The sequence below is a fragment of the Modicisalibacter sp. 'Wilcox' genome, assembly GCF_010993675.1.
In the GTDB taxonomy this organism is placed as follows: domain Bacteria; phylum Pseudomonadota; class Gammaproteobacteria; order Pseudomonadales; family Halomonadaceae; genus Modicisalibacter; species Modicisalibacter tunisiensis.
In genome coordinates this window covers 169,790-196,668 of the sequence record NZ_WNXF01000002.1, presented here as the reverse complement: position 1 = coordinate 196,668, position 26,879 = coordinate 169,790, and the positions used below count along the sequence as shown (strand labels likewise).

The window sequence follows — 26,879 nt, the reverse complement described above, 5'->3', positions numbered from 1 at the left end:
CGCCCGCCGGAAGCCGCTGTCGGGAAGCACATGTTCAGCGTTGCGTGGCGTCCTCGGCGATGCGTGCGAAGATGGCATCGAGTTCACGCGCCTTGTCGGCGAGCGCGGCGGCTCGCTCGTCGTTATCGAGATCGGCGACATAGGGCGCGAAGATCGCACTGGGCGTCTTCCACGACAATGTCGCCGTGGCGTCGTCGTTTTCGGTGACGTAAAAGCGGATCGGCGCCTCGATCATCGCCGGCACGCTCAGCCGCAGTATCTCGACGGCAAGATCGTTGCGGAAAACGCCGACGACCCGGTTACCGGGAATTTTCACGCCGCGCTGGGCGGCAACCTGGGTGGGCCCGACGTCGGTCACGATGCCCATGTCGTTGTCGGTAACCGCGCGCTTCAGCCGGTTCAGCAATGTGGTGTAGCTCTGCTGCGTGGGGATGACCTGCCAGCCGTCCGCCGGCCATCGCGTCTGCGCCATGCCGGTCGACGCCACCATCATGAGCATCAGGCCAAGGGCCCAGGGAAGGATTCTGTCAGGGATGGCTTTCATGACGGCACCTCTTGTGGTTGGCGTGGCGGGAATGCGCGTTGCCAGTGACGTAACGTCGAAGGGTGGACGCCGAACGTGTTCGCCACCTCGACATCTTGAGTGTCGGCAAGTAGCGCGATGATTGCCATGTGATGGATGGCGTGACTGGTCAGGAAGGCCAGTTCGCGCTCGAGACTGGAAGGCAGCAGCGAACGCTGCCCGCCGACATGATAGGCGAAGTGGACGCGTCGCGTCGCTGTCGGCTGCCCGCCGAGTCGAGAGAGTCTGTTTGCCAGGTTCTGTAACTGTTCAAGGGCGCACTCGGGGCGCTGTTCCACATCGGGATCGCGCTGGCGGCGCTCGTAGTCGACGGTAGGCGCTGGCGCTACTCCCTCCTGAGCCAGCAGGGCTTCATAGTGATCGAGGATATGGCGAACATGCTTGCCAATGGTGTGCCGGGCATCGGCGCCATGGAGCGCGGTGTATTGGGCGGACGTGAGACGGCTCACGAAGCCTGTCAGCTGATCCAGTGTGTCGCATGCCTCGTCGATTAATGCGGCCAGCACGGGCTTGATCATGGCAAGACTCTCCTGATGGGAAATGTGGACAGGGCCGGCGCGTGGAAGGAAGGCCCTCCACGCGCCTTGCTCAAGCGGCTTCAGCTTCAGGAGCTTTCTCCACTCTCGGCTTCTCCCTCACCTTCTCCTTCTCCTTCGGCTTCCGCCTCGCCCTCGGCGCTGGCCATTAACGGAGCGGCGCTCTGGGCGATTGTGTAACTCGCGACATCGGTCGTGTTGTCTGCCATCGCCTGGGCGGCGAAGGGACCGGACAGCAGGAGCAGCATGGGGGTCGTGTAGATGACCCGGCGGCTCAGGCGTCCCATCAGGCAGTGACGCTTGTGTTCATGGGATGTCATGATTGCACTCCTTTCCAACGGTGAATGACGGTGCTGAACACCGTCGACGAGAGGCCGTGACGACATGTCAATTGGCCTCGGGACTGGCTTCGGCCTCGGGACTGGCTTCGGCCTCGGGACTGGCTTCGGCCTCGGGACTGGCTTCGGCCCCGGGACTGGCTTCGGCCTCGGGACTGGCTTCGGCCGACGCGAACATGTAATACCCCGAGGGTGTGGCAACGTCGGAATAGATCGCGTACAAGGCCGACGCGCCGACCACGACGGCAAGCGCCGGGACGCTGTAGGCGATGCCTCGTGACAGGGTATCGAGCAAGGTTCGGTGCGAATTCTGGGTCATGGGTAAACCTCCGTGGCGAGCCGCAGACGCGGTAGCTTGCGAGATCAGGTGTGATTGCCCCTGGCCATCAGATACAAGGCGATCAGCGTGAGCGTGACCTGGAACATCATGCCGCCGAGCGGATGACTGGCCGTGGCCATGAAGTGCCACTGGCCCCAGTGTTCCATGACGATCGCGCCCAGCAGGATCGGTATTGCAAACAGCGCGCCGAGTCGCGTCGCGGCGTCTCCCATGCGGCCGGCCAGGAGGCCGCCGAGCAGAATCAGCATGCCGGTGGCTATCTCGCCCAGTGCCACGACCAGGGCAATAAGCCATGGCAGATCCATGATCCGGGCGAAGCCCTGGATGCCGCTGCCCGCAAACTTGTCGGCCCCGGTGTACAAGAAGACGCTCGCCATGGCCGCGCGCAGCAGCCAATGCGCCCAGGGCGCCTGCGGGAGGGACCGCGGGGACGTCAGTGCCGATTTCATCATGGGTCGGTTCTCCTTGTGGTGATGACGTGGCGCCGTTCACGAAGCGCCGGCATGAAGGGAGTCAATTCCCGCTCGGCAAGGCATGATGCGTACCGTTTTCCAGGCGCGCTCTCGCCGGTTCGGGAGAGTCGCCGGGCAATGAGAATCTCGGCAGTGCCGTGAGCCATTCGAGCAGGACGGCAACGTCGTGGCCGTCGGGAGGCGATGTATCGGCATGCCGAGCGGCCGGCAGCAATGCCGCGAGGAGCGCCAACGGGGTTGGCCGCGCGGTGTCGTCGTCCCATGTCGCGACCCCGGTGATGCGCAGGTCGCACGACGGGTAGGCCGAGGGCGTGATGAGCCGCCCGCCGGGCAGGGTCAAGGGGAGCGCCAGCACGCTGGCCTGGCTGGGCCCCTGGCGGTGCCAGGCGATGCCTCGTATCAGGCAATAGCCGAGCGGTTCGGCCATGGCGAGCAGTGGTTGCCAGTCATCGCCGGCCACGGGCACGAGAATGGCCGCCTCGGGCGCGTCACGGTGGACCAGAAGCGCGGCGTCAATCATCAGCTGGCCCTCGGCGAGCGCGCGTCGTCCGAGTTCGTCGATCAGGCGCGGGCCGAGCTCGGCGAGGCCGAGGTGAGAGGCCACCAGGTCCGCGTCGATCATCAGGCGGTAGCCGCCGGTCTCCTGGATCAGTTCGAGTTGCGGCAATGTCGCGACCTGGCCGGGCTCCCACGCGGTGAGGGCGCCGACCAGCCGCTCTCGTGCCGGCAAGCTCCGGGTATGCAGGGCCCAACTGCGTCCTGCGATGGAAAGGCCGATCGGTGCCGGGGGCGGCGTGTGAGTCCGCGTTGGGTGGTCACGCTCGGGTGACGCGAGAGGCGCGCTGTCGTGTGTCGGCGCCTGGCGCAGCAGACCCTGGCGGCACCACGCTTCCAGGCACTGCCAGACGTGGCGCTCCAGTGCGTTCCGGTCGGGCGCTGGCTGATCGACCTGGCTGGCCTGATGCAGATGAGCGACGATGCCGCTCGGTGTCTCGCCCTCGCCGGCCAGCAGCCAGATCAGAGCGGCACTGTCATTGAGCGAGAGCAGGCCGCCGCGATGGGGGGCGTAGAGTGCCAGGCGGTCGTTGTCGATCAACTCGGTGACATCGCCGCGCTGCAGGTAAGGCTCGGCCGGTACTTGCGCATCGAACGTGCTGGCCAGTCGCCAATCCAGCAGGCCGGGCAGGGTGAAGAACGCCAGGTGGTCGGCAGGCGCGCTACCAGGATAGAGGCACAGGAAGTCCCCGGCCCGTGACAGCTCGCGCTGGGCGTCGTCGCGCAGGGCCTGGGGCGAATCGTCGCTGGCCCCCGGGGTCTCCCGGCCATCGATGTCCACCAGCGCGACCAGGTCCTCGACCAGGCGCCGCTTGATGGCTTCCTCCGCCGGGCCGCCGCTGTCCGGACCGGCGCAGACCCCCAGCGAGGGACTCAGGTTGCACTCGAGGATCCAGGGTTTGAGATTGGCGTCGATCAGGCAATCGATACCCAGCAGCTCGTAGCCGCCGCGGCTATCGATACCGTCGTCGGCGCAGCGCTGGCGAAAGCTATCCAGGGCCGCGATCACGGTGAGCGTCAGCCGGTCGTGGAGACGCTCGAACAGGGCCTCGTCATCGTGTCCCTGTTCGCGCAGCCACGCGCGATAGCGATCCAGGTCGATGAACTCGACGGGCACCTCGGCGTCCGTGTTGCGGGCGTTGATATCGGGGTTGGTGAGGTGGCTGTAGGGGTTGGCCTTGTCGTCCCGGTCATAAAGGCCGGAAGCGAGCTTGGCGAATCCCTGGCGATACACGTAAAGACGCAGGGGGGCGAGAGAGGCCAGCAGGACATAAAGCCGCAAGACATACTTGTGTCCGCGAATGGTGTGTGGGTCGTCGAGATACTCCTGGACCAGCCAGTTCGATTGGCGGGGCGCGTCGGCGGCATCCTCAAGCAGGCGAATGCCCTTGCCCTTGGAGGCATTGGCGGGCTTGAGAATCCAGCACTGGCCGGGGTCGGCCAGTGCCGCATCCTGCAGGGCATGGTAATCATCGGGCATGAGATAGGCTCGCGGGAAGAAGTCGAGCCGTGCTACCTGTGAGGACTGGGAGCCGAAGCGCTCTTCCATCCGGTCGCGCAGCGTCGCCAGCGATTGATAAAGGCGGCTTTTCAGCGTCAGTGCATTGTTGCCGGGGAGATGATTGAGCTTGCAGGTCGGCGAGAGCTTGCGGAATTGCTCCGGGTCGGGCATGCCCGTGAACCAGCCGGCCTGCCAGTGCTCGGCGTCGCCGGCGACCCAGCCCCGTGCCTCGAGAGCCTCTCGGAAGAATCGGTCCTGCTCGTCGGCGCGCTTGCCACCCAGCCAGTAACGAGGCGCCCGAGACGATGGCATGGTCATGTTCTTACCCCTGCTCGGCGTTGTGAGATGTTGTGATATGCCTTTGAGTCGGGGGGGGGCGGGGATCCTTACACGCCGTTGAAAAAGCTTCGCTGGCCGGCGGGGTAGCGGGGTGTTGCGGATGAATCCCGGGTGGTGACTGGCCATGTAAGGAATACTGGCCAGCGACGACCAACGGATAGTCGATCAGGGAGAGTGGCATGAATTATTCGCGAGGTTTGCTGGTAGCGGCACTGGTGCTGTTGCCAACGGCGGGCCAGGCCTATGAGCTGTCCGACTGGACGTCCGTGACCGAGGCCGCCCGGGGGCAGACCGTCTACTGGAACGCCTGGGGTGGCGACCCGCGTACCAATACCTATATCGATTGGGTGGCCGAGCAGGTCGGCGAGCGATATGCCATCGATCTCGTGCATGTCAAGGTCAGCGATACCGCCGAGGCGGTGACCCGTGTGGTGGCCGAGAAGGCGGCCGGAAATAAGGACCACGGCGCGGTCGATCTGATCTGGCTCAACGGCGAGAACTTCGCCGCCATGAAGAACAATGATCTGCTCTATGGCCCCTGGGCCGAGCAGCTGCCCAATTTTTCACTGACCGCGCCCGAGCAGAATCCCGAAGTGCGCGAGGATTTCACCCTGCCGGTCGAGGGCTATGAAGCGCCCTGGGGCCGCGCGCAGATCACCTTCTATTACGACAGTGCGCGTGTCGACGAGCCGCCGCGCAGCATTCCCGCGCTGCTCGACTGGGCCCAGGCGCATCCCGGACGCTTCACCTACCCCCAGCCGCCGGCCTTTCTGGGCACGACTTTCCTCAAGCAGGCGCTGCTGGCGTTGACCGACCAGCCCGAGGCGCTCTACGCGCCGGTCGACGAGGCCGATTTCGACGCCGTCACTGCGCCGCTCTGGCGATACCTGGACCGCTTGCATCCCGCCTTGTGGCGCGAGGGCAAGCGCTTTCCCACCGGCGGTCCCCAGATGCGCCAACTCATGGGCGATGGGGCGTTGAGTCTGGCGTTCACCTTCACGCCCTCGGCGCCTGCCGCCGCGGTGCTCGATTATCAGCTGCCGCCGACCACGCGCAGTTATATTCTCGACGACGGCACGCTGGGCAACGTGCATTTCGTCGCCATCCCCTTCAATGCCCAGCACAAGGCCGGCGCGTTGACGGTCGCCAACTTCCTGCTATCGCCCGAGGCCCAGGCCCGCAAGCAGGATCTCTCGTTGTGGGGCGATGCCACGGTGCTGGACATGTCGCGCCTGAGCCCCGAGCAGCGTGAGGCGTTCGTACGCGATGGCCGGGCCGCCGAGAGTCTGCCGCCGCCCTCCCTGGGCGAGACGCTGCGCGAACCTCATCCCACCTGGATCGAGCCGCTCGAGAAGGCCTGGCGGCAGCGTTACGGCGCGCAATGAGCACGGCCGTTGCCTATCGGCTCGTCGTCGGTGTCCTGCCCTGGCTGACCATTGCCTTGCTCAGCGTGCCGGTGGTCGCCGGCGTGCTGGGCGCGCTGGCGCCGGCCTTCGGCTGGCTGCCGGTACTCGGTGGAGAACGCCTGACCCTGGTGCCCTGGCGGCAGCTCTTCGCGGTGCCGGGCCTCGTCGACATGGCACGACTCAGCCTGGTGACGGGGTTGGCCAGTGCGGCGCTGTCGCTGGGTCTGGTGGTGCTGTTTCTGGGCAGTTTCCTGCACACGCCGCTGTATCGTCGCGTTCAGCGCTGGTTGTCGCCGCTGCTGGCGGTACCCCACGCGGCGGCGGCGATCGGCCTGGCGTTCCTGCTGGCCCCGTCGGGGTGGGTGGCACGAGGCCTGTCCCCATGGGTGACCGGTTGGCAATATCCTCCGGATTTTGCGTTTCCCGGTGACGCCTGGGGGCTGTCGCTCATTTTGGGCCTGGTCATCAAGGAAGTGCCCTTCCTGCTGCTGATGAGCCTGGCGGCCCTGGTGCAGTGCCAGGCTCGCGAGCGCCTGACCGTGGCGCGAACCCTGGGGTATCGTCCGCTGACGGCCTTTCTCAAGGGTGTCATGCCCGGGCTCTACCCCTTGTTGCGGTTGCCCCTCTACGCGGTGGTCGCCTTTGCCACCTCGACGGTGGACGTGGCCATGATCCTGGGGCCCACGACACCGCCACCGCTTGCGGTGTCGGTGGTCGGCTGGCTCAACGATCCCGCTCTGTCGATGCGCTTCATGGCTTCGGCGGGGGCGATGCTGCAACTGCTGCTGACGCTGACGGCGTTGTTGATCTGGTGGACGCTGGAACGGTTGGTGGCGCGCGTCAGCCGGGGCTGGTGCCGGGACGGGCGGCGCCAATGCGGCGACCGCTGGCTGGCCGGCATCGCCTGGCTGGCCATGCGCACCGTGCTGGGCCTGATGATGGCCGCTTTGGCCGGGCTGGCGCTGTGGTCGGTGGCCGGGTATTGGCCGTTCCCGGCGTTCCTGCCGTGGCCGCCGACCGCGCACAACTGGTTGAACGCGGCCGATGATCTGGTCGCCCCGGTGTGGCAAACGCTCGGCGTCGCGCTCGCCGCGACTCTGGTGTCCGTGGTGCTGGTACTGGGCGCGTTGGAGGCGGAGACCCAGCGCCGCCGGCCGATGCGGCCCTGGGCGCAACTGATTCTTTACCTCCCGCTGCTGGTGCCCTCGGTGGCGTTTCTGTTCGGGCTGGTCATGATGCAGGCGCAAGTCGGTGTTCGGCCCGGTCTGGGCGCGGTCATCATCGGGCATGCGGTGTTCGTGCTGCCTTACGTTTTCTTGTCGCTGGCGGAAAGCCATCGACGCCTGGACCCGCGCTGGAGCCAGCAGGCACGTAGCCTCGGCGCCGGTCCCTGGCGGGTCTTCTGGCATGTGCGCCTGCCGTTGTTGCTGACGCCAGTGCTGACCGCGGCGGCGGTGGGCTTCGCGGTGAGCGTTGGCCAGTACCTGCCCACCATTCTGCTGGGCGCCGGGCGCGTGGTCACGGTGACCACCGAGGCGGTGAGCCTGGCGAGCGGGGGAGACCGTCGGCTGACGGCCATTTACGCCCTGCTGCAACTGTTGCTGCCGGCGATTGGTTTCATGCTGGCGATGCTGGTGCCGCGTTATGTGTTTCGACGGCGGCGCGATCTGCTGCCAGGCACCGACTGATGAAAGGATGCATGCCATGGCGTCATTGAGGCTCGACGACATCGTCATTCACCAGGGCCAGCACCGCCTGCTGAGCCTGGACACCACGGTCGCCCCCGGTGAGGTGCTCACCGTCATGGGGCCCTCCGGCGTCGGCAAGTCCACCTTGCTGGCGTTCATTGCGGGTTTTTTGAGCCCGACTTTCCAGGCGCAAGGGCGCGTGCTGCTCGATGAGACGCGTATCGATACGCTGCCCGCCGAGCAACGTCATGTGGGGCTTCTCTTTCAGGATCCGCTGTTGTTTCCGCATCTCGACGTGGCCGGCAACCTAGCCTTCGGCATGGTGCGTGAAGGCACGCGTCGGCAACGCCGTGAGCGCATTCATGAGGCCCTAGCGTCGGTGGGGCTGGAGGCATTCGCGGGACGCGATCCGGCGACGCTCTCCGGCGGTCAGAAGGCGCGGGTCGCCCTGCTGCGGGTGCTGTTGTCGCAGCCGCGCGCGATCCTGCTCGACGAGCCGTTCTCCAAGCTGGATGCCGAGCGGCGCGGTGAGATCCGCCATTGGGTCTTCGAGCGCGTGCGCGAACACCGCCTGCCCACGCTGATGGTGACCCACGACGAGGCCGACGCCCAGGCGGCGGGAGGACGCATCATCACCCTCGATGCCGAGCAGTGAAGCTACAATTGAAAAAGAAATCGCCCAGCGAATGAAGCGCCGGGCGAGGATGCAGATTTCTTCTCAGTATTTTGGAATTACTTAACCTTCAGTCTTGGAGATGCACATCGATCCGGTTGTAGAACGTCTTCGAAAGATGCGTCCGCGTGAAAAATGTCTGCGGTGGTTCAGGCATCGGGAAAGGCAGCCCGGTCAACAGTAATGATGTCGGTATACCGTCGGGATCTGTACGCAATGCCTCGAGACGCGCGAAATCGATCAAAAAGCGGGGCGGTTGTGTCACCGTGTCGTGGAGCCGTTTCAAGGCATGGGAACGGCTGGGAATATCGACAGACTCCTCACCACCATGCTTGACAGGGTACAACTGAGCAAAAAGCGTCCCTGCCGCATCCCGGCCGAATTTAACTGGCTCGTCGATGATGCGCACCTGAGTGCCGTTAGGCACGCGTGTGGCAAGGTACTCTATATCTCTTGGCAGCATACGAATACAACCGTGAGAGACACGCATCCCGACGCCTCGTGGCTGATTGGTGCCATGAATCAGATAACCGGGGATATCGAGCATCATGGCGTATTCACCCAAGGGATTGTCAGGGCCGGGTGGCACGACACGCGGTAGCTTCTTACCGTCTTCAGCACGCTCTTTGATGATGCTTTCCGGTGGATACCAGGCGGGGTTCTTGATCGTCATGGTGACGGTCGTCTTGCCCAGCGGGGTTTGCCATCCCTGACGGCCAATCCCGATGGGAAAGGTCTCGACACGGGGTATTTCGCCCTCTTCCACGGGTGGATAGTAATACAGCCGTAACTCGGCAAGATTGATCACGATCCCCTTATGAGGCCCCGGGGGGAGAATGAAACGAGTGGGAACCCTCACCTCGGTGCCTTTACCGGGCACCCAGGCATCGACATTGGGGTTGGCCCGTTGCATGGCTTCGAAGCCGACGCCGTGGCGCAATCCGATATCGATCAACGTATCCTTGGCAGCGGCTTCGACGATCTTGACGCGGCCGATGATATCGCTCGATGCGGGGAGCCGATAAAGTCCCTGCGACCGACTACCAGACGTTTCCTGAGCCTGTGCCCAGCCGGGCAGTGCCAACACCATCAGTATTAGCATCATCCGCCCTACTCGCGGTCTCATTCGCATCGATATTATCTCCATGGGGTACACAACGTATTGAACGATTACCGGGAAACACAATTCAAGTTAGCGGGCTCATAAAAATTCAGATTGGCTTTAATATATCATTCAAAACTTTTCATTCCACCGCTTGCGAAGCCAGATCCATAGCAACCTCAACAAGATCGGCAGCAGCGTAATACTACTGATCAAAGCTATCGCAACCATCCCTCCTCTAGAGCCTGTGGTGATCAAGACTTCTCCGAACATGGTGATTAAATATGCCGTTGGTACCACACCAGCCAAGGTGGCCAACAGAAAGCGCCAGAACGCAAGCGGCGTAAGCCCTGCTGCGTAGCTGATGGCGTCAAATGAAAGAAACGGTATCAAACGCGATGCAAAAACGATGAACATCAATCCAGCTTGGGAGCGCTCCTTTCCCAACCAGCTCATTAGAGGGCGTATACGCGGCCAGCCTTGAAGCACCTCATACCCCAGTTGACGTGCAACACAAAAAGCAATCAAGGCACCAAGCTCGGCACCGATGACGATATAAATTGTCCCCCAGATAGAGCCGTAAGTTGCGCCAGCCACCATGGCAATAGGACCACTGGGGATCGGGCTCATGACAATAGCGACCATCATCAAGCCAATAATGATGATGGGCCCCCAGTGGCCCAGTTGAACAACCCACTCACGCAACGCCTGCTTATTGGTTATGATGGACAGTATTCCGAACTCCATCAGCAACAAATAAATTACGATCAGGCCGCTCAGAATAGCAATGCCCCGTATCAATCTGAACGTCATATCAGGCTTGCTTGCCATATTCGTCTCATGTCGTATATCGAGGCCTCGGTCAGTCAATGAGAGTGGTGCTTCACACATCTCCATTTTTTATTGTACCGATGTGCATGTCTCACTGCATTCTGCTAGGCAAGGCGCATCATTAGAGTAACGAGCCAAGGTCCAAGCTGACCGTTGGATAGGCGGGCACCATGGCCTTCAGACTACAGACTAGCTGCCTTCAGGCCCAGCTTGATCGCCCGCCCGAACATGTTAATCAACTCAGCGTATTCGGAAACGAGCATATGGGCACCCAATATCTCATTAGATTGATTGTCGATGAGGATCTTGACCGCTGCACAGTACTTGCCAACACGCAGGTTGTAATACCAGCCGCCGGTATCGGTGTAATTGACACGCACGTCATAGCCTGCCGCCTTGGCCTCCAATTCGAGCATTCCCACCCGAGCAAGTGGCGCATAGGTTCGACCGTTACAGGTTAACGGCCCACACCCGCCACCGCATCGAAGAATATTGTCGGCCGCTGCCAGAGCGAGTTGACGAAAATCGCGGTTACGCTGGTGGCCATGGCGACCATCGCCCAGACAGGATAGATCAGGCCAGTAGCGGCCAGCGGGATGCCGATGCCATTGAATAAAAATGCGAGTCCCACGTTCTGCAGCATTTTGCGATAGCCCCAACGGCTGATGTCTATTGCCGTCACCACGGCGTCCACCCGGCTGTTGAGAATGATAATGTCGGCGGCGTCAATGGCAATGTCGGTGCCGCCACCCATGGCAATACCCACGTCCGCCTGCATCAGGGCGGGGGCATCGTTGATGCCGTCGCCGACCATGGCGACCCGCTGGCTTCGCTGCATCGTACGCAGTCGGTCCGCCTTCTGTTCGGGCAACACGCCGGCATGTACTTCATCGATACCGGCCTGTTGGGCGATATGGTGGGCGGTGCGCTCGTTATCGCCAGTCAACAGGGCGGTGCGGATACCCATCGACTGTAACCTGGCCACCGTGTCGGCGGCGTCGGGGCGCAGGGCGTCACCGAGTGCGATGGTGCCCAACAAAGATCCGTCGCGGGCCACAACAATCACCGTATGGCCCTGGGCTTCGTCCGATTCCACGGCATCGCCAACGGATGTCATTTCCACGCCGGCCGCTTCAGCAAAACGGGGGCTGCCCACCAGTACCTGTTTGCCATCCACCTGCGCGGTGACACCACGGCCGGATTCGGCCTGAAAATCGGCGATCTCGGGGAAGTCTATATTCCGTTCAAGTGCCGTTTCAACAACGGCCCGCCCCAATGGGTGCTCGGAGGCCACTTCGACGGCTGCAGCCAGCGCCAGCAGCGCATCGTCGTTGCCATCCACGCTGTACAGAGAGCGTACAGCGGGGCGCCCCTCGGTAAGGGTGCCGGTCTTGTCGAATACCACCTTGTTCACTTTGCGCAGGGCCTGAAACGCCTCGCCGGTGCGCATCAGTACGCCCTGGTCCGCGGCTTCCCCGGCACCACGCACGATGGACAGAGGTGCGGAGATGCCTACCGCGCAGGGGTAACCCATGACCAGCACGGTCAAGGCGGCGAACACGGCCCGCTCCAGTGCCGGCTCGCCTCCGATCAGGAGCGGGCCGACAGACCAGAAGCCAAAGGCGAGGGCCGATATGATCAACACGGCCGGCGTGTAGATCCGCAACACACGATCTACCAGGTGCAGCAACCCCGGCTTGAGTGCGCGTGCGTCCTCGATGCTGCTGATCACTTGCTGGAGAAAGCTTTCGTTGCCGATTGCCGTTACGCGTACAAGAAGGGTGCCGGAGCCATTGATGGCGCCACCCACGAAGGTATCCCCGGTCGCCTTCTCCACCGGCAACGGCTCGCCCGTGATCAGGGATTCATCCACGGCCGAGCCGCCTTCGACCACCTCGCCGTCCAGGGGGATGCGTTCTCCGGGCCGAATCCGTACCCGCATGCCAACCTCAACCTGGTCCGCAAGCATGTCGCGCTCACCGTCCTCGGTAACGACACGCGCCGTCTCCGGCTGCAAGTCAAGCAAACGCTTGACCGACTGCGAACTGCGAGTCTTGACGATCAGCGATAACCATTCAGAGAACAGGTGATAGGTCAGCACCATGACCGAGACGGCGAAAAACGCCGCAGTGGGGTAGCTTTCGGGAGATGCGATCAGACCGATGGCACCGCCGGTCAGCCCGGCGAAGGCGCCGATTTCCACCAGTACGTGCTGGTTGAGGATACCACGGCGCAATGCCTGGAAGGCCATGTTCAGCATTTGCCGTGCCACACCAAACACCATAATCAGCGCCAGTGCGCCAACCACCAGTGGTTCATAGCCAGCCAGCACGTCGCCGGTGCGCAGTGCGAGAAACCCCAAGCCACCCGCCGCCAATAAGCCACTGCTAGTGAGCGCGGCGGTCATGCCCTGGCCGCGCAGCACCGCAAAGCCAAACAGGACCAGGCTGACGTAAACCAGCGCGGAAAGCCCCAGGGTCCAGGCAGAGGTAAAATCGACAATCAATCCGACCGCTGCCAGGCTCATGGCCAGGGCGACAACAAACCGATTGCGCTCGACAGCCAGCGCCCGTTCCTGGCGCTCGAACGGTTCCACCTTGCGCGGGTCGCTCAGGGTATAGCCAACCTGCTGCAAGGTACCCATCAGGGCCTCGGCGCTGTTCTCCCGGGCGTCGAACTCCACCAGTGCCTGTTCGTGGGTCAGGCTCACCGCGACCCGACGCACGCCGGATTTCTTGCCCAGCGCGCTTTCAATCGTGCCCGTACACAGCGAGCAGTGCAGTCCACCGATATGAGCCTTGACCCGCTGAATGTCGGGGTCCCCCGTGGATTCCAGACTCCAGGGCCGGGTGTCTTCGTCGGCTGTCGTGGCTGCCGTATTCATGACGCATCCCCTTGATAAAATGAGGTCATGTTTCAAGGGTAGGCCCCGTACCAAGATACGGAGTCAAGTGGCCGAGAAATATCAAACGGATCACGTCGGGAAGGGCGCTAAATCAGGGAGGACGTACCTCGTCTTTGGGCCTAAGCCAGCGCCAGCCAGAAGGTCCAGAGGCCCAGCACGACCATTATGGCGCCGGTCAAGCGGGGCATCCGCCCCGCGAGCCGCGTGAGGTGTTCCAGCCAGCGATGGCCGCGGGCGGTAAAAACAATGAACAACAGAGGTGCGGAAAATGCCAGCCCGAACACCATCAGGGTCGACGCGCCAAAGATAACTGCACCATCCGTTGCACCCCGGGCAGCGGCGTCGCCGAGCAGCACCGCAAGCAGAGGAGCGGCACAGGCGGGAACATTCAAGCCAAACACCACGCCTAAACCGGGACCACCGGGAATGCGGTTGATGCGTGGCAGAAAACGGTTCACCAGTTCAATAAACCAGGAGGTGCCACCCCCCAGGTAAAGCACCCCAACCACCACATAAATACTCCCGAGCAGAACCCAGAGGCTTTGCTGCAACCCGGTGAAGGCGGCGCCAACGAAGACGGCAACCACGCCAAGCACGGCCATTAAAGAGGCCCGCATCAGGGCAAAAAGCAGTGTGTGAGCAACCTTCATCCGCTGTGACAAGTCTTCGAGGTAGCGGATGAACAACAAGTGACTGCCCACGGAACAGGGCTCAATGAAGGCCAGTAACCCAAGGCCGGCGGCCAGAGGCAAGGCAACTGAAAATTCCAAGGTTTACTCTGTTGTCTTCACGATGTTTGCAGAATAGCCCGCACCGCGCACGGCCAATGCAAGTTGCTCGTCCGAAATCCGTGATTCGTCAACCGCCACCCTCGCTTCACCGCTTTCATGGGAGACGGAACACCCCTTGACCCCTGTTTGCTGCTCGAGAACATGACGGACAATTTCCTCGCACCCATTGCAGTGCATACCACCGATTGAAAGCCTGACTGTCTGCATGCTTATCTCCTCACTCATTGTCGGTCTGCTGGCAGGCCCTGCGTTCTGCTCCAGCGCATCAAATATGGAACAGCACTGCAACGGACCCTGCCCGGGACAACGGTCCACAAGTGCCGCGAGGCCCTGGCGGATTCGCCGTAACTGGTCAATTTTCTGGTCTACATCGTGCAGTTTTGTCATCGCCCGTTGCCGTACATCACCTGCACCAGCCTGGTCGCTGCCGGCATCACGCAGCGCAAGCAGCTCAGCGATCTCACGCAGGGAAAAACCCAACTCTTGTGCGCGGCGAATAAAGTGCAGCCGCCGCACCGTCGCCCCTGAGTAAATGCGGTAACCACCTTCCCCGGGGCGTGGTGGCTGTTCAATGAGTTTGCGCCGTTCGTAAAACCGAATCGTCTCAACCCCGACGCCCACCACGTCAGCCACTTTACCAATCGTCATGTCAGTCATGGCGGCACCTTCGCGATTCCTGAGCTCAGATTAACTCCCGTACTGTGGTACGGGGTCAAGGTTCTCCCCATGCGTTTCTCAACCTGCGCAGCAGGACAATTGTCTTACATCCTTGGTAAAGGTCTGTGCACAAAGCTTGAGGCCTTCGACCATGGTCAGGTAAGGAAACAACTCGTCGCCGATGTCCTGCACTGTCATGCCTGCCCGTAGCGCCATCACCGCTGTTTGAATCAGCTCACCGGCCTCACCTGCCACGGCCTGTACGCCCAGCAACCGTCCCGTCTCGCGTTCGGCCACTATTTTGATAAAGCCATGGGTGTCGAAATTGACCAGCGCACGCGGCACGTTCTCAAGTTCCAGCACACGGGTATCCACGTTGAAACCTTGCTCAAGCGCCTCGGCTTCCGTCAGGCCAGCGGTGGCAACCTGTGGGTCAGTAAACATCACCCCCGGCATGGCACTGAGATCCAGGGTGGCCTCGCCTCCTGTCATGTTCACGGCCGCCCGACTGCCCCCGGCAGCGGCGACATAGACAAATTGCGGCTGATCGGTACAGTCACCGGCGGCATAGACACCGGGAACCGTGGTTTGCAGATGCTCATCCACCTGGACTGCGCCACGGGAGGTTTCCACGCCGATGCCCGCCAGGTTCAGAGCTTCGGTATTGGGTGTCCGGCCGGTGGCCACCAGCAGTTGATCCGCTCGCAATGAGCCCGAATTGGTGTCGACGGTGAACTCATTGTCGCTATAGTCCACGCGGCTAGCCTGGGTCTGCCTGAGAACCTTGATACCCTCTCGCTTGAACGCTGCCTCTATGGCGTCACCGATGGCGGGGTCCTCACTGGAAAGCATCCGGCTGCGGGCCAGCACGGTGACCTCGCTACCCAGCCTGGCGAAGGCCTGGGCTAACTCTAGGGCAACGAAACCGGCACCGATCACAATCAGCCGTTCGGGTACTGTATCCAGTACTAATGCACTGGTGGAGGTCCGGTACGGCGTATCGGCCAGCCCCGGTATCGGCGGCTCTGCTGGGCGGGCGCCAGTGCCAATAAAGGCGCGGTCGAAGTGAACAGTCTGCTCACCGCCGTCGTTCAGCCTGACCGTCAGATTATGACCATCGACAAACCGGGCCTCACCTTTCAGGACGGTGATGGCTGTGTGGTCGCGCAGTATGCTTTCGTACTTGTTGTCGCGCAGTTCCTCGACACGTGCCTGCTGTTGCTGAACCAGTTTCGCCCGGTCCACCTTTGGAGCCTGCTGCGCGCTTACCCCCTCGTCAAAGGGACTTTCCTTGCGCAGATGCGCGATATGGGCAGCGCGGATCATGATCTTCGAAGGGACACAGCCGGTGTTAACGCAGGTGCCGCCGATAGTGCCGCGTTCGATCAGGGTAATGCGGGCGCCGCGCTCGACCGCTTTCAGGGCGGCCGCCATGGCTGCGCCGCCGCTGCCAATGACGGCGATATGCAGGTTGTTGTCATTACTCATTCGGAGAACTCCTTGAATCTGTAGAGGCTTTCTCACAGTAAGCGTCGTATTGCTTTTTGCGCCATACGGCATAGGCGGTCAGACCAATGAATAAGGCCAGGGCTGGAAGCAGCACGTAGTCGAGATAACCGGTCAGGGCTGCCAGACCCACAGTGCTCAGCAGAATCACCAGGATCGGCGTGAAGCAGCACAACGCCACCAGGACGGTGCCGATCATGCTTACGCGTAGCAGAGCTTTGGGATTTTTCATTGTTACGTACCGTTCGTGTCCGAGAATGCGGGTTTGGGGCAACATCAGTGTCGGTGATGGTCTGGATCAATGCGTCCATGATCCTTTCTGAGCTAAGCTTAGTTCCGTAGTCAGCTACGGAGTCAAGACAGATGAAGGATGAATCACATTCACTGACCATCGGTAAGTTGGCTAAAGCGGCCAATGTGCATATCGAGACCATCCGCTATTATCAACGGCGCGGCTTGCTACCGGAGCCTCAGCGTCCCCCGGGTAGTATCCGGCGGTATGGCAATGCCGATATCGACCGGTTGACGTTCGTGAAAACGGCGCAGCAGTTGGGCTTTAGTCTCGACGAAATCGGCGACCTTCTGCGACTGGATGATGGCGCTCACTGTCAGGAAGCCAGCACGCTCGCAGAACACAAGTTGCGTGACGTGCGTGAAAAGATCGACGGGCTGGCACGAATCGAGAAGGTACTGAACGACTTGGTCACTCGCTGTCATGCCCATCAAGGGGACATCTGCTGTCCGCTCATCGCCTCATTGCATGAGGGATTCGAGTCAAACGATTCGCAATGAATGCCTTTCATGACGCTTCTAAAAGCATCTCGCTTCCCCAATTGATAACCTTGGGGCCATCGCTGGCGGTAAATTATTTATCTTGCTGTAAGTTTTCTTGTCCGAGAAACGACCTAGCCACAAAAGCTCTCACAACATTGTCTACACCCACAGTCGCCGCGATAGTTATCGGTATTTTTCGCGACGCAATTTAAGGTGGCCGTAGTCTCAGTCTGCTCCGGATGAGATTTTTATTGCTTGCTATGCCGCGTCGCCCGCCGGAGGTGAGTCGATGAACAGCCTGCTATATGGATTGGGACGCTTGTTGGCGGCTTACCTCAATCAACCTATACATAGGCATTATTCTCAGCCGCCGGCTGATGTCACGGTGTTGGGCGAGCTGCTAAAGCCCGCCGATATCTTATTGGTGGACGGCGATCGTCGTATCAGCACGGCGATCAAGTATCTGACGCAATCGACCTGGTCGCATGCCGCGATATACATCGGCCGCCTGCCGTTGACGGGAGGAGGCTTCGATCAGCCTGCGTTCGTCGAAGCAGATGTCGAAAATGGTGTTCACGTCGTGGGGCTCGATAGCTTCGCAGGCTTGCAGTTGCGTCTATGCCGGCCCATAGGTCTGACCGAAGAAGACGCCACGCGGGTGGTGGATCACGTTTGCGCACGTATCGGCAACCGCTATGACCTCAAGAATATCTTCGATCTCGTCCGTTACCTGCTTCCCACCCCGCCGGTGCCCACCGCATGGCGGCGACGCATGCTGGCGCTCGGCAGCGGCGATCCTACTCGCGCGATTTGTTCCTCGTTGATCGCGGAAGCTTTCCAATCCGTGCGCTTTCCGATTTTGCCGGTGATCGAATTGCTGCCGGGCCTTTCCCGCGATTGTGTCGGCTGCGTCCGAGAGCAATGGCACATTCGTCACCATAGCCTGTTCGCACCACGGGACTTCGATGTCTCTCCCTACTTCGCCATCATAAAACCCAACATGTTCAATAGCTTCGACTATCGCAACCTGCCATGGGACTCCATGGGGGCAGTGAAAACATCGTCTCCTCGAAACTCTGAAAGCCTCCAATGAGGTTGTTAATACCTCCCAAGGCCATTGAAAAATTCTTGGGGATATCCCGATGTGATAGTCAAAAATAGCTAGATGGTAATAAAAAGAGAGTAAGTAATCACGTCGTATGGCGACAAATAGATGAGACCACAAAGACACCTCATCAGGAGGGCATTGCCATGAGATCCTTACTATCAAAGTCCATCGCTATCGCGGCCATCTCACTGGCCTCGTTTCCGTCACTCGCCATGGACAGTGTGGCAGTAGAGCGGTTCCAATCACAAAATCAAACGCCCTTGAGTTTAGGCCACGAAGACGCTAGTGGTACTGGTCTGAAAAAAGTGGCAGAAGCAAGCAGCGAAAGTCATAAAGAAGGTCTACGTAAAGTCGAGACGAGACATAACGACAGCTTGCCTCGAAACGTAGGTAATCAGAGCGGTGCCACCGATAAATAATATCGGTATTAATGGATAGTGTTTTTTATGTTGGCTTTAGAGAGCGGAGATCGTCCGCTCTTTTTTTAGACTTCTATGTTGATCGATAATTTTTCCCGTGACTGCCAGGCAGGCGGTATACCTCATCACAGAGGCCAACAAGAGGGAAGTATGTATACAACGACAGCCAGGTATACTTCATCCGTCGGCGCTATACATGGGGGCATTGTTAACCAGGACGAAGCGGAAGTGGTCTCTCCGGGCTTAACGAATGTCTTTATGGTTGCTTTGATAATTATCGGTTCATATCGTGCTAGATACGGTTTGACGCTTGATTCTCAGGTTTTGGAAAAACCGCGAAAATCTTGTAAGGTTTGTCAGCAATAACCGACAAAACTGACGAGGCATAGTCGATCAACGATTCGCGCATGTTTTTTGTATAACAACGTTGTTACAGGAGTCCTGGTTAATGAAGGAATTTCGGAGTGGTTTGCTGATGATGCGTTTAAGTGTATTCACGGTACTATTGATGTGGACGCTCGACAAATTTTTGAATCCTACTCATGGCAGCAATGTTTTAGACAAATTTTTCGGTGTTTCCGGCGTCGAAACTGTTTTTGTGGTTTCAATCGGGGTGCTGGAGATGGCGGTTATTCTACTATTTGTTAGTGGTGTTTTTAAGCGCTTCAGTTATGGAGTGGTTTTTCTGATCCATGGTGTTTCTACTATAGCCACTTTGCCAGCTCTGATAATTGAGCCATTTGGAAATTTATTGTTTTTTGCAGGGTTGCCGATGCTGGCAGCTTGTTACACTCTCTATCGATTACGTGCTTACGATACATTGCTGGTATTGGGTAAGCACTCGGCGTAATCTCGCGCCTAAAGCTTGTGTAAAGAGCCGCATGGGCAGGTCATATCAGCATAGCGCAGACGTTCCGAGTTTTCCAATATGCCTTAATTGGTGCCATCGAGGCCCGAATTCAAAGAGGGAGAGATGCAGCTTATGACTAAATATTATAGTCATATTTCAAAAAAGAATGATTCGTTTTAGGTCAGCCACGACTCTTATTGATGACCACTAGCTGGGCGGGGCCCAACGAGTGGATATTATGAATCTCAACGCCATATAGAAGGTAATACCATGAAAAAGCTCAGCAGAAACTGGATGGCCGCCTCTTTCATCGCTACGGCGATCTCCTTGGGAGGAGTCGGTACGGCTATGGCGGAAACGACAAGTCACTTTGTGAAAATTCAGTCGCAACAATCGTTTGGCAAAACCGTCGATGCTTTGAAATCCTCGATCAAAGATAATCAAATGATGGTGATGGGCACTAGCAATCAGGCCAAAGTTCTTTCTATGACAGGGCTTGACCTCAAGGGAGGCCAGAGCTTCCTGGTCGGTAATCCCCAGGTTGGTAAGAAAGCATTTTCCATGAATCCGGCTGTCGGGGTTGAGTTGCCTATCCGCATCTACGTCTGGGGCACGAATGATGGTTCCTATATGGGATATTATCAACCATCATCGCAATTGATTGCTATCTCCCCAAAACTTGAAAAAATGGGAAAAAAGCTCGACAAGAAATTGGCCAACATTACCGACCAGGCGGCCAACTGAATATTTTTGTAGTGCTAACATGGTCATTGCAATGATTGTTGATATTCGACTTACTTTAATGGCCAAGTTTTCACCATGAAAGCTCGAAAAACAAGCTTGCCAACCATCCTGGTGCGATGAACAAGCTTATATATGGCTCGCCATTGACTTATGGTTAATCGGCGAGCCATGAAGAGCTCATCACCAGTTAGCGCTTAATTTAAAAATACTTCGTCTTTCTCCCTGGGTGACTCCATGTTAAAAATGCTTGAAATGACGTTTGGGGAAGCGGTTGCGGTTTTTTTAGCAATAATGTCGGCAAGCGTTTCACCATTAGCCTTTACGATATCAACTGGAACCAATTATTCGCTTAATTTTTTAGCCTTATATGCAGTGCTTCCTTCGGTTGTTCTTTTCTTTCTACTTATTCCGATAAGCCTGTCTTTTAACTGGAAGTGGCTAAGCTCTGCTCTGCTCTGGAGCATTGTTGCAGGTGTGGCGGGTACACTGGTTATGGAGGTCGTTCGTGCGACAGGATTTAGGATTTTTGGCGGCATGCCGGGGTCATTGCCTATGCTAATGGGAGTGCTGATGACGGATCGCATCATGCATGGTCCCAATATTATATCGAATATGATTGGTTGGGGAGATCACTTCTTCAATGGCATCGGATTCGCTGCTCTGTATTTGATTTTGCTGGGGCGCGTTCGTTGGTGGTGGGGTGTGCTATATGCACTGGTTATCGCTACCGTATTCATGCTTAGCCCGGTCATGAATATTATTGGTGCTGGATATTTTGGACAGGACTTTGCACCTGTGCGCTTCCCACTGACGGTTTACATGGCTCACTTGGTATATGGCATTGCAGTGGGGGTGGTGGCCTGGCGTGCTCCCGGCATTCCTGCAGGTATAGTACCTATGTTATACCAAAAGGTGGCCATGCTGAAAGACAGACACACTGGCTAATAATATGGCTGTCGGTCGTGAAGAGCCTCATTGCTTTTCAGGATGAAATCCGTCGAATCGGCGACTGGCGTACAGCGCCACCTCATTTGTAAGGATGTTGGGTAAGGTGCGACCAAGGTGGAAATACTCCGGTTGTCAAAAACGGATATGTTCATCGAGGACCCAACCATGATAAGCGATTCGACTTTGCTGGAAAGAGCCCGGCGAGGGGACGAGCAAGCTATTCATCAAATTATGACAATCTACCGTACTGACGTCCGTCGCATGGCTTTCTCTGAGTGTGATAATCCTTCTGATGCGGAAGATGCCGCACAGGAGTCATTGCTCGTGATGCATCGACGGATAGGAACATTGCGTACACTACAGGCATTTCCTAGCTGGATTTTCATCATCATTCGGCATGAGTGCCGTCGCTTGATGCGAAGACAGCGGCGTTGGGGAGAGCAGGATGAAGTCTCCGAGTCGGGCGAAGTCGCGGTGCATGACTCGTCTGCCATGAACCTGGATGTTGCCTCTGCCATTGCCGACCTCAATGCACTGGATCGACAGCTGGTCATTCATTGTCATATCGAAAGGTGCCGGGTTGATGAGTCCGCCATTAAGCTTGGACTCTCTACCGCAGCCGCCAAGAGTCGTCTACAGCGCGCCCGGCAAGTACTGCGGCGTTACCTCCATGATTATTCGAGCTAAGCTGTACAATGATCATCTATAGGTTAACCAGCAACGGATACGGTTGATGAATAAAGTGAGTGTGTCCATGAAGCGAGCGCAGCTAAGCACTCTTAGAGTGGTGATCACCACAGGCCTGCTCATCGGCGCGCAGAACACCTGGGCCGCCGAGATCGCGTTTTCCGCTCAGGAAATGGCCGCCTGGGGGACGCGTGCCTTCGAGGGACAGACACGTTACACGGTGGTTCGTGACAATGGCGTCGAGGTGCTCGAGGCGAACGCGCGGGGTCAGGCGTCCGCCAAGTACCTGGAGCGCGAGGTCGACCTGAGCGAGACCCCTTACCTGCACTGGTGCTGGAAGGTGAATACGCGTTATGCGGGACTCGAGGAACGCACCCAGGCCGGCGACGACTATCCCGCCCGACTCTACGTGGCGCGCAAGACGGGCCTGCTGCCGTGGCAGGTGCAATCGGTGAACTACGTATGGTCCTCCAATCAGGCCGTCGGGGCACGCTGGCCGAATGCCTTCACCGACCGGGCGATGCTGCTGGCCCTTCAGGGGGAGCAGTCAGCGGTCGGCGAATGGCGGGCGGAAGTGCGCGACGTGAGCGCCGATTACCAGGCGCTGTTCGGCGAGGCCGCCAGCGAGATCGACGGCGTGGCGCTGATGAGCGATGGCGACAACGCGGGCGGCGACGCCACCGCCTGGTATTACGGCGTCGGCTTCTCCGACTCGCCGACGCCCCCGAATTGCCCAGGGTGAACCAGAGGAGAGAGCAGCATGCTGACAATGATACGGCGGTTGTTGGGGGATAAAGACATGCCTGAGCGGTCTCCACAAGCCCAGGAAGAGGCCGATCGCGAAGCACGCAAGCTGGCCCTCTACCATTTCGAGGGATGCCCTTTCTGCTGGAAGGTCAGGCGTGCCCTGACCACATTGCGTATCGACATCACGATGCATGACATCCAAAAGGATCCCGCTGCCAGAGCGCAATTGGTGGCCGGCGGTGGCAAACAGACCGTGCCGTGCCTGCGGATCGACGAAGGCGGGACGACCACCTGGCTTTATGAGTCCAGCGATATCGTCGAGCATTTGAAGAATCGATTTGCCGTGTCACCGTCCGCATGAGCGAGGTCATGGCACAAGAAAGCCCGGCAACGCCATGGTTGAGCGTGGTCGTGCCGGTGTTGAATGAAGCCGAGACGATCCAGGCCTGCCTGACCGCCTTGTTGCCGTTGTGGGTCTGCGGTGTCGAAATCGTGGTCGTCGACGGCGGCAGCGACGACGACACCGTCGCCCTGGCGCGTCCTCTGGCGAATCGGGTATTGGTCAGTGAACGCGGCCGGGCCCGGCAGATGAATCACGGCGGTCGGGAGAGTCGTGGCGACTGCCTGGTCTTCGTGCATGCCGATACGCGCCTGCCGCGTCGCGCCGATCTGCTGATCGACTGGGCACTGAAGGGCCCGGCGTGTTGGGGGCGCTTCGACGTCGAGATCGAGCGCGGATTCGCGCTGGCGGGGTTGGTGGGCTGGAGCATGAATCGGCGCTCGCGTCTCTCCGGCATCGCCACGGGCGACCAGGCGATCTTCATGACCCGCGAAGCGTTCGGGATCGTCGGCGGTTTCCCCGACCAGCCGCTGATGGAAGACATCGAAATCAGTCGGCGCCTGCGTCGTCTGTCCGCGCCGGCTTGCCTCGCCCCGCGGGTGACCACGTCCGCGCGGCGCTGGCAGCAGCAGGGCCCGTTACGCACCATCGTCACGATGTGGTGGCTGCGCCTGCGCTACTGGTGCGGTGTATCGCCCTGGGCCCTGGCGGGGGAGTACACCGATGTCCGCTGACGCGATGATCTCCGGCGCTGAGGTGACGCTGCTGGTGTTCGCCAAGGCGCCGATCCCCGGCAAGGTCAAGACCCGGCTGATGCCGGCACTCGATGCCGAGCAGGCGCGCGATGTGCATGTCGCACTGCTCGAACGCACGCTCAAGGTGGCCTGCCAGGCCTTTCCGGCCACACGGGTACAGCTATGGGCGGGGCTGGCGCCGAGCCATCCGCTGCTCGAAGCGCTGGCGGCGGGACACGGCATCGCGCTCCACGCCCAGTCGTCGGGGGATCTTGGACAGCGGATGCACAACGCCTTGTCCGCCCAGCGCGGCCCGGCGCTGCTGATCGGCAGCGACTGTCCCGTGCTGACGCCGGCGCTATTGGCGCGCTGTGCCCGGGCGTTGGACGCCCACGATCTGGTGATGCTGCCCGCCGAGGACGGCGGTTATGCATTGATCGGGGGCTATCGGCTCTCCGCCCGGCTGTTCACGGACATGGCCTGGGGCGGCAGCGAGGTGGCGGCACAGACGCTCGCAAGGGCACGAGAACTGGGCCTTCGCGTGGCCTGCCCCGGTACGGTGTGGGACCTCGACACCCCGCGCGATCTCGAGCGCTGGCGCAAGTTGGACGCTGCGACATGAATGTTGGCCTGGGCAGGTGGCCGATAACGTGTTTTATTGCCATGATGAGTGATTTCCATCGAAGAGGAAAGGCATCATGGCAGCAAGGTCTGATTCATCGTGCAACAAGGGACCTCCCACTGAGCGTCAGCATCGTCTGGCGGCGATACGGCCGCGGCTACTTGCTTTCGCGCGTATGCAATTGCGTGATGCCTCCGAGGCGGACGATGTCGTGCAGGAAGCCTTGATCACCGCCGTCGAGAAGGATGCACACTTTGCAGGCAGATCCGGTTACGAAACCTGGGTCTTCGGCATTCTGAAAAATAAGATCCTCGATGCACTGCGGGCCCAGAAGCGTCGCGGAAAATGGCAGCCTTGGGAAGATGACGGCGTCGAGGCGGCCGCAGAAAATCAGTTTCAGGCAACGGGGAGATGGCAGGAGTTGGCGCGCCCCAGTTCCTGGGGCGATCCCGAGAGCACGCTTGCCAGCGAGCGGTTCTGGCAGGTATTCGATAGTTGCATGATCGCGTTGCCCGAGAATATCGCCCGAATCTTCACTATGCGCGAGCTCATGGGGCTTTCCACGCGTCAGATCTGCGAGGAGGCCGGTATCAAGGAAAACAACTGCTGGGTCATCCTGCATCGCGGTCGCCTGTTGTTGCGCGCGTGTCTGGAAAAGGGCTGGCTGTCGGAGGCCGACTCATGAAAATGCTGATGTGCCGTGAGGCCACACGCCTCATGTCGAAACGTCTGGATGTGCCGTTGGGCATTCAGGAAAAAATGACGCTGAAATTTCACCTGGCCATGTGCGGGGCCTGCAAGCAATGCAATAAGCAGTTTCAACTGATGCACGACGCGGGACGCGTCCTGGAACATCAGACCACGGCGATGCCCTTCGATGTGGGTGGCGATTCGCGATGACACACCGCGAAACACGAGAAGACGTTGCCCAGGATCCCCTGACTGCACTCCTGAAACCCATCTTCATGGGGAGTGATTTTTACCATGTCGCCAAGCAATGCGGCGATTGGCTGCTGTCGCATGAACATGCCGTCGCCCCGAGCTTTCATCTGGTGACCGAGGGGCAGTGTCGTCTTACCTGGCATGACGGAGGCGAGGAGCATCTGCAGGCTGATGATCTGGCGTTTTTTCCCGGTGATGCACCACACCAACTGACACCCCAGGGCGTGTCTACCGACACGCCGACGCAGGTGTTACCGCTACGCAGTTCACGACCCGGCGTAGGGTTGATCTGCGGCCATTTTCGCTTCGTGCACGATGTTCCTCCGGCCTGGTTCGGTGCGTTGCCGCGTATCGTGCGTATTCCCCGACAGGCGCGTGGGCAAACGTTTCAACATGCGGTCGAGGCCTTTGCCGAGGAGTTGTCTAACGGCGATGCACCCGGACACGCCCCGGTGACGAATGCCTTGGCCAATGCCCTGTTGATCTTGATGCTGCGCCACTGTCTGGAGACGCGGCTGCTCGATCAGCGTCATTTGATGGCGTTTCTGGACACACCGGTTAGCCGGGCACTCAAGCTGTTGCATGAAGACCCGCGACGCAACTGGACGCTGCACGAACTGGCCCTTGCCGTGGGGCTTTCCCGTTCGAGTTTCAGTGAACGTTTCCATCGCGTCGTGGGGATGACTGTGGTGCGCTATCAAGGACGTCTGCGCATGATATTGGCGGACCAGGCCCTCGCCAACGGCGAGAGCATCGTGGGAGCTATGCTGGCCAGCGGCTATCGCTCGGAATCCACCTTTCGCAAGGCCTACAAGCGGATCAGAGGCGTGCCGCCCTCACGTCTCAAAACGCACGCTACGGAGTGACCACCTCGCTGACCTGCAACACCGGTTCCACATTGGTGAAGCTAGGAACATCGGCCATGAGTGTTTGGCCAACGGCATCAAAAGCCGACTCGAAAGCCTCCGCCGAATCAAATCCCAGATGAGCAATTAAGTGGTAGGGAGACGTGGCATCGGTACCACGATGAATCCTCGCATAACGCAGGCCGTGTTCCCCTAGACGGTTTTCCACCATGGGGACATGGTTTTCCAGATAATAACGATCATCGAAGGTAAGGTCATTCTGGTTCGGGTAGGCAACCATGACATCGATCATTGTGGTCTCCAGATAGTTAACTGATGAAAGAAGTGAAAGAGGAAGGAATAAGAGACATCCTGTGAGGCGCTTTTTTGGGCTATGCCCGCTGCGAAGTACTGGCCAGTTTCTTGAACGTTACGCCAAGTACGATGCCCCAGATCCAATGCAATATCAGCGTCATGACTGGCGCCATCGGACCTATGTGGATGCCAAAGAGGCCGGCCCCCGACATGGGCATGGGGATTAGCATCATCAATAACCATGCGCCGGTTGCAAAAATGATGCCCTTTGCAACAAAAGACTTCGCAGGAATGAAAGATACCAATAGGCTAAATAGCCCACCCCACAATACAGTGCCAATAACGAAGTGCATGATCCAGCCCAGTATGGGAGTTGCAGGTAGTCCTAATCGAGAGTGCATCATCTGCACCAGCATATGGATTGGATCCAGGTTCGGCATCAATCCCATGCTGGCTTTCATTACCATGATGGCCGACAAGACGACGGTTGCAACGAAACCGGCTACCAACCCATGTTTCAAACCACTCATGACAAAATTCCTTCATTTTTTGCTGATGTCATCATGCCGAAGCATGAAAG

Annotated in this window: 33 protein-coding genes; 17 read left to right on the top strand and 16 right to left on the bottom strand. The window is 59.4% G+C overall.

The annotated features are described in order from the left end of the window. Positions 1-34: 34 nt before the first annotated feature. The 6 genes from G7A98_RS02860 to G7A98_RS02835 form a co-directional block, all read right to left on the bottom strand. Positions 35-544, bottom strand: a complete 510-nt coding sequence (locus G7A98_RS02860; protein ID WP_163647978.1) for a DUF302 domain-containing protein — start codon at positions 542-544, stop codon at positions 35-37. Further along, complete coding sequence (locus G7A98_RS02855) at positions 541-1,101, bottom strand: DinB family protein (RefSeq protein WP_163647977.1); 561 nt, start codon at positions 1,099-1,101, stop codon at positions 541-543. The genes G7A98_RS02860 and G7A98_RS02855 overlap by 4 nt, the downstream gene beginning before the upstream one ends. Before the next feature lie 86 nt (positions 1,102-1,187). Then, positions 1,188-1,439 carry a hypothetical protein gene (locus G7A98_RS02850; RefSeq protein WP_163647976.1) on the bottom strand — a complete coding sequence of 84 codons (252 nt, stop codon included), beginning with the start codon at positions 1,437-1,439 and terminating at the stop codon, positions 1,188-1,190. A 67-nt stretch (positions 1,440-1,506) separates the two neighbouring features. Continuing rightward, the gene (locus G7A98_RS02845) at positions 1,507-1,776 is read right to left on the bottom strand and encodes a hypothetical protein (protein WP_163647975.1); all 270 of its coding nucleotides are present in this window, start codon (positions 1,774-1,776) and stop codon (positions 1,507-1,509) included. A gap of 44 nt (positions 1,777-1,820) precedes the next feature. Next, on the bottom strand, positions 1,821-2,249 hold the full coding sequence (locus tag G7A98_RS02840) for a DoxX family membrane protein (RefSeq protein ID WP_163647974.1): 429 nt from the start codon (positions 2,247-2,249) through the stop codon (positions 1,821-1,823). Between the two features lie 61 nt (positions 2,250-2,310). Then, positions 2,311-4,644: a PqqD family peptide modification chaperone gene (locus G7A98_RS02835; protein WP_163647973.1), complete on the bottom strand. Its 2,334-nt coding sequence runs from the start codon at positions 4,642-4,644 to the stop codon at positions 2,311-2,313. Between the two features lie 200 nt (positions 4,645-4,844). Here G7A98_RS02835 and G7A98_RS02830 point away from each other — a divergent pair, with 200 nt between their 5' ends. Genes G7A98_RS02830 through G7A98_RS02820 form a run of 3 tightly spaced genes read left to right on the top strand, consistent with a single transcriptional unit; the run spans position 4,845 to position 8,414 of the window. Next, entirely contained in the window at positions 4,845-6,050 is a 1,206-nt protein-coding gene (locus tag G7A98_RS02830; RefSeq protein ID WP_163647972.1) for an ABC transporter substrate-binding protein, read from the top strand. Further along, positions 6,047-7,759, top strand: coding sequence for an ABC transporter permease subunit (locus G7A98_RS02825; RefSeq protein ID WP_163647971.1), 1,713 nt, complete (start codon positions 6,047-6,049; stop codon positions 7,757-7,759). Before G7A98_RS02830 ends, G7A98_RS02825 begins: the two co-directional genes overlap by 4 nt. Before the next feature lie 16 nt (positions 7,760-7,775). Next, positions 7,776-8,414, top strand: a complete 639-nt coding sequence (locus G7A98_RS02820; RefSeq protein ID WP_163647970.1) for an ATP-binding cassette domain-containing protein — start codon at positions 7,776-7,778, stop codon at positions 8,412-8,414. A gap of 88 nt (positions 8,415-8,502) precedes the next feature. Here the strand turns inward: G7A98_RS02820 and G7A98_RS02815 are convergent, their stop codons facing one another. From G7A98_RS02815 to merF, 8 genes are all read right to left on the bottom strand, one after another. Continuing rightward, positions 8,503-9,537, bottom strand: a complete 1,035-nt coding sequence (locus G7A98_RS02815) for a L,D-transpeptidase family protein (RefSeq protein WP_240464660.1) — start codon at positions 9,535-9,537, stop codon at positions 8,503-8,505. Between the two features lie 129 nt (positions 9,538-9,666). Then, a complete protein-coding gene (locus G7A98_RS02810; RefSeq protein ID WP_163647968.1) occupies positions 9,667-10,365 on the bottom strand; it encodes a TVP38/TMEM64 family protein in 699 nt (232 codons plus the stop codon). Positions 10,366-10,547: 182 nt separating this feature from the next. After that, positions 10,548-10,787: a hypothetical protein gene (locus G7A98_RS02805; protein ID WP_276207467.1), complete on the bottom strand. Its 240-nt coding sequence runs from the start codon at positions 10,785-10,787 to the stop codon at positions 10,548-10,550. 35 nt (positions 10,788-10,822) lie between these two features. Next, positions 10,823-13,249, bottom strand: a complete 2,427-nt coding sequence (locus G7A98_RS02800; protein ID WP_163647967.1) for a cation-translocating P-type ATPase — start codon at positions 13,247-13,249, stop codon at positions 10,823-10,825. Positions 13,250-13,389: 140 nt separating this feature from the next. After that, positions 13,390-14,040 (bottom strand): cytochrome c biogenesis protein CcdA, encoded by a 651-nt coding sequence (locus tag G7A98_RS02795; protein WP_163647966.1) that lies wholly within the window; start codon positions 14,038-14,040, stop codon positions 13,390-13,392. A 3-nt stretch (positions 14,041-14,043) separates the two neighbouring features. Then, the gene (locus G7A98_RS02790; protein WP_205596203.1) at positions 14,044-14,718 is read right to left on the bottom strand and encodes a MerR family DNA-binding protein; all 675 of its coding nucleotides are present in this window, start codon (positions 14,716-14,718) and stop codon (positions 14,044-14,046) included. A gap of 78 nt (positions 14,719-14,796) precedes the next feature. Continuing rightward, entirely contained in the window at positions 14,797-16,206 is a 1,410-nt protein-coding gene (gene merA / locus G7A98_RS02785; protein WP_163647965.1) for a mercury(II) reductase, read from the bottom strand. Beyond that, a complete protein-coding gene (gene merF / locus G7A98_RS02780) occupies positions 16,199-16,456 on the bottom strand; it encodes a mercury resistance system transport protein MerF (protein ID WP_163647964.1) in 258 nt (85 codons plus the stop codon). Before merF ends, merA begins: the two co-directional genes overlap by 8 nt. Before the next feature lie 131 nt (positions 16,457-16,587). Between merF and merR the strand changes: the two genes are divergently transcribed. The 14 genes from merR (at position 16,588) to G7A98_RS02710 (ending at position 26,005) form a co-directional block, all read left to right on the top strand. After that, entirely contained in the window at positions 16,588-17,016 is a 429-nt protein-coding gene (merR, locus tag G7A98_RS02775) for an Hg(II)-responsive transcriptional regulator (RefSeq protein WP_163647963.1), read from the top strand. A gap of 271 nt (positions 17,017-17,287) precedes the next feature. Further along, on the top strand, positions 17,288-18,091 hold the full coding sequence (locus G7A98_RS02770; RefSeq protein WP_163647962.1) for a YiiX/YebB-like N1pC/P60 family cysteine hydrolase: 804 nt from the start codon (positions 17,288-17,290) through the stop codon (positions 18,089-18,091). A 158-nt stretch (positions 18,092-18,249) separates the two neighbouring features. Next, positions 18,250-18,525, top strand: a complete 276-nt coding sequence (locus G7A98_RS02765) for a hypothetical protein (RefSeq protein ID WP_163647961.1) — start codon at positions 18,250-18,252, stop codon at positions 18,523-18,525. Between the two features lie 448 nt (positions 18,526-18,973). Beyond that, positions 18,974-19,375, top strand: coding sequence for a hypothetical protein (locus G7A98_RS02760; protein WP_163647960.1), 402 nt, complete (start codon positions 18,974-18,976; stop codon positions 19,373-19,375). Between the two features lie 270 nt (positions 19,376-19,645). Further along, a complete protein-coding gene (locus G7A98_RS02755; protein WP_163647959.1) occupies positions 19,646-20,119 on the top strand; it encodes a DUF302 domain-containing protein in 474 nt (157 codons plus the stop codon). A gap of 234 nt (positions 20,120-20,353) precedes the next feature. Beyond that, positions 20,354-21,064, top strand: a complete 711-nt coding sequence (locus tag G7A98_RS02750) for a hypothetical protein (RefSeq protein WP_163647958.1) — start codon at positions 20,354-20,356, stop codon at positions 21,062-21,064. Between the two features lie 168 nt (positions 21,065-21,232). After that, entirely contained in the window at positions 21,233-21,754 is a 522-nt protein-coding gene (locus G7A98_RS02745) for an RNA polymerase sigma factor (RefSeq protein WP_163647957.1), read from the top strand. Positions 21,755-21,821: 67 nt separating this feature from the next. Continuing rightward, the gene (locus G7A98_RS02740) at positions 21,822-22,496 is read left to right on the top strand and encodes a DUF3047 domain-containing protein (RefSeq protein ID WP_240464659.1); all 675 of its coding nucleotides are present in this window, start codon (positions 21,822-21,824) and stop codon (positions 22,494-22,496) included. Between the two features lie 18 nt (positions 22,497-22,514). Then, complete coding sequence (locus G7A98_RS02735) at positions 22,515-22,862, top strand: glutathione S-transferase N-terminal domain-containing protein (RefSeq protein ID WP_163647956.1); 348 nt, start codon at positions 22,515-22,517, stop codon at positions 22,860-22,862. An 8-nt stretch (positions 22,863-22,870) separates the two neighbouring features. Continuing rightward, a complete protein-coding gene (locus G7A98_RS02730; protein WP_240464658.1) occupies positions 22,871-23,575 on the top strand; it encodes a TIGR04283 family arsenosugar biosynthesis glycosyltransferase in 705 nt (234 codons plus the stop codon). Continuing rightward, a complete protein-coding gene (locus G7A98_RS02725) occupies positions 23,565-24,197 on the top strand; it encodes a TIGR04282 family arsenosugar biosynthesis glycosyltransferase (protein ID WP_240464657.1) in 633 nt (210 codons plus the stop codon). The genes G7A98_RS02730 and G7A98_RS02725 overlap by 11 nt, the downstream gene beginning before the upstream one ends. 76 nt (positions 24,198-24,273) lie before the next feature. Beyond that, positions 24,274-24,882: a sigma-70 family RNA polymerase sigma factor gene (locus tag G7A98_RS02720; RefSeq protein WP_163647954.1), complete on the top strand. Its 609-nt coding sequence runs from the start codon at positions 24,274-24,276 to the stop codon at positions 24,880-24,882. Then, positions 24,879-25,097, top strand: coding sequence for a zf-HC2 domain-containing protein (locus G7A98_RS02715; RefSeq protein ID WP_205596202.1), 219 nt, complete (start codon positions 24,879-24,881; stop codon positions 25,095-25,097). Before G7A98_RS02720 ends, G7A98_RS02715 begins: the two co-directional genes overlap by 4 nt. Further along, positions 25,094-26,005, top strand: a complete 912-nt coding sequence (locus G7A98_RS02710; protein WP_163647953.1) for an AraC family transcriptional regulator — start codon at positions 25,094-25,096, stop codon at positions 26,003-26,005. The genes G7A98_RS02715 and G7A98_RS02710 overlap by 4 nt, the downstream gene beginning before the upstream one ends. Here G7A98_RS02710 and G7A98_RS02705 read toward each other — a convergent pair. Together G7A98_RS02705 and G7A98_RS02700 are read right to left on the bottom strand one after the other, a co-directional pair. After that, a complete protein-coding gene (locus G7A98_RS02705; RefSeq protein WP_163647952.1) occupies positions 25,995-26,297 on the bottom strand; it encodes an EthD family reductase in 303 nt (100 codons plus the stop codon). The genes G7A98_RS02710 and G7A98_RS02705 overlap by 11 nt on opposite strands. A 79-nt stretch (positions 26,298-26,376) precedes the next feature. Beyond that, positions 26,377-26,829: a DUF6789 family protein gene (locus tag G7A98_RS02700; protein WP_163647951.1), complete on the bottom strand. Its 453-nt coding sequence runs from the start codon at positions 26,827-26,829 to the stop codon at positions 26,377-26,379. Between the last annotated feature and the right edge of the window lie 50 nt (positions 26,830-26,879).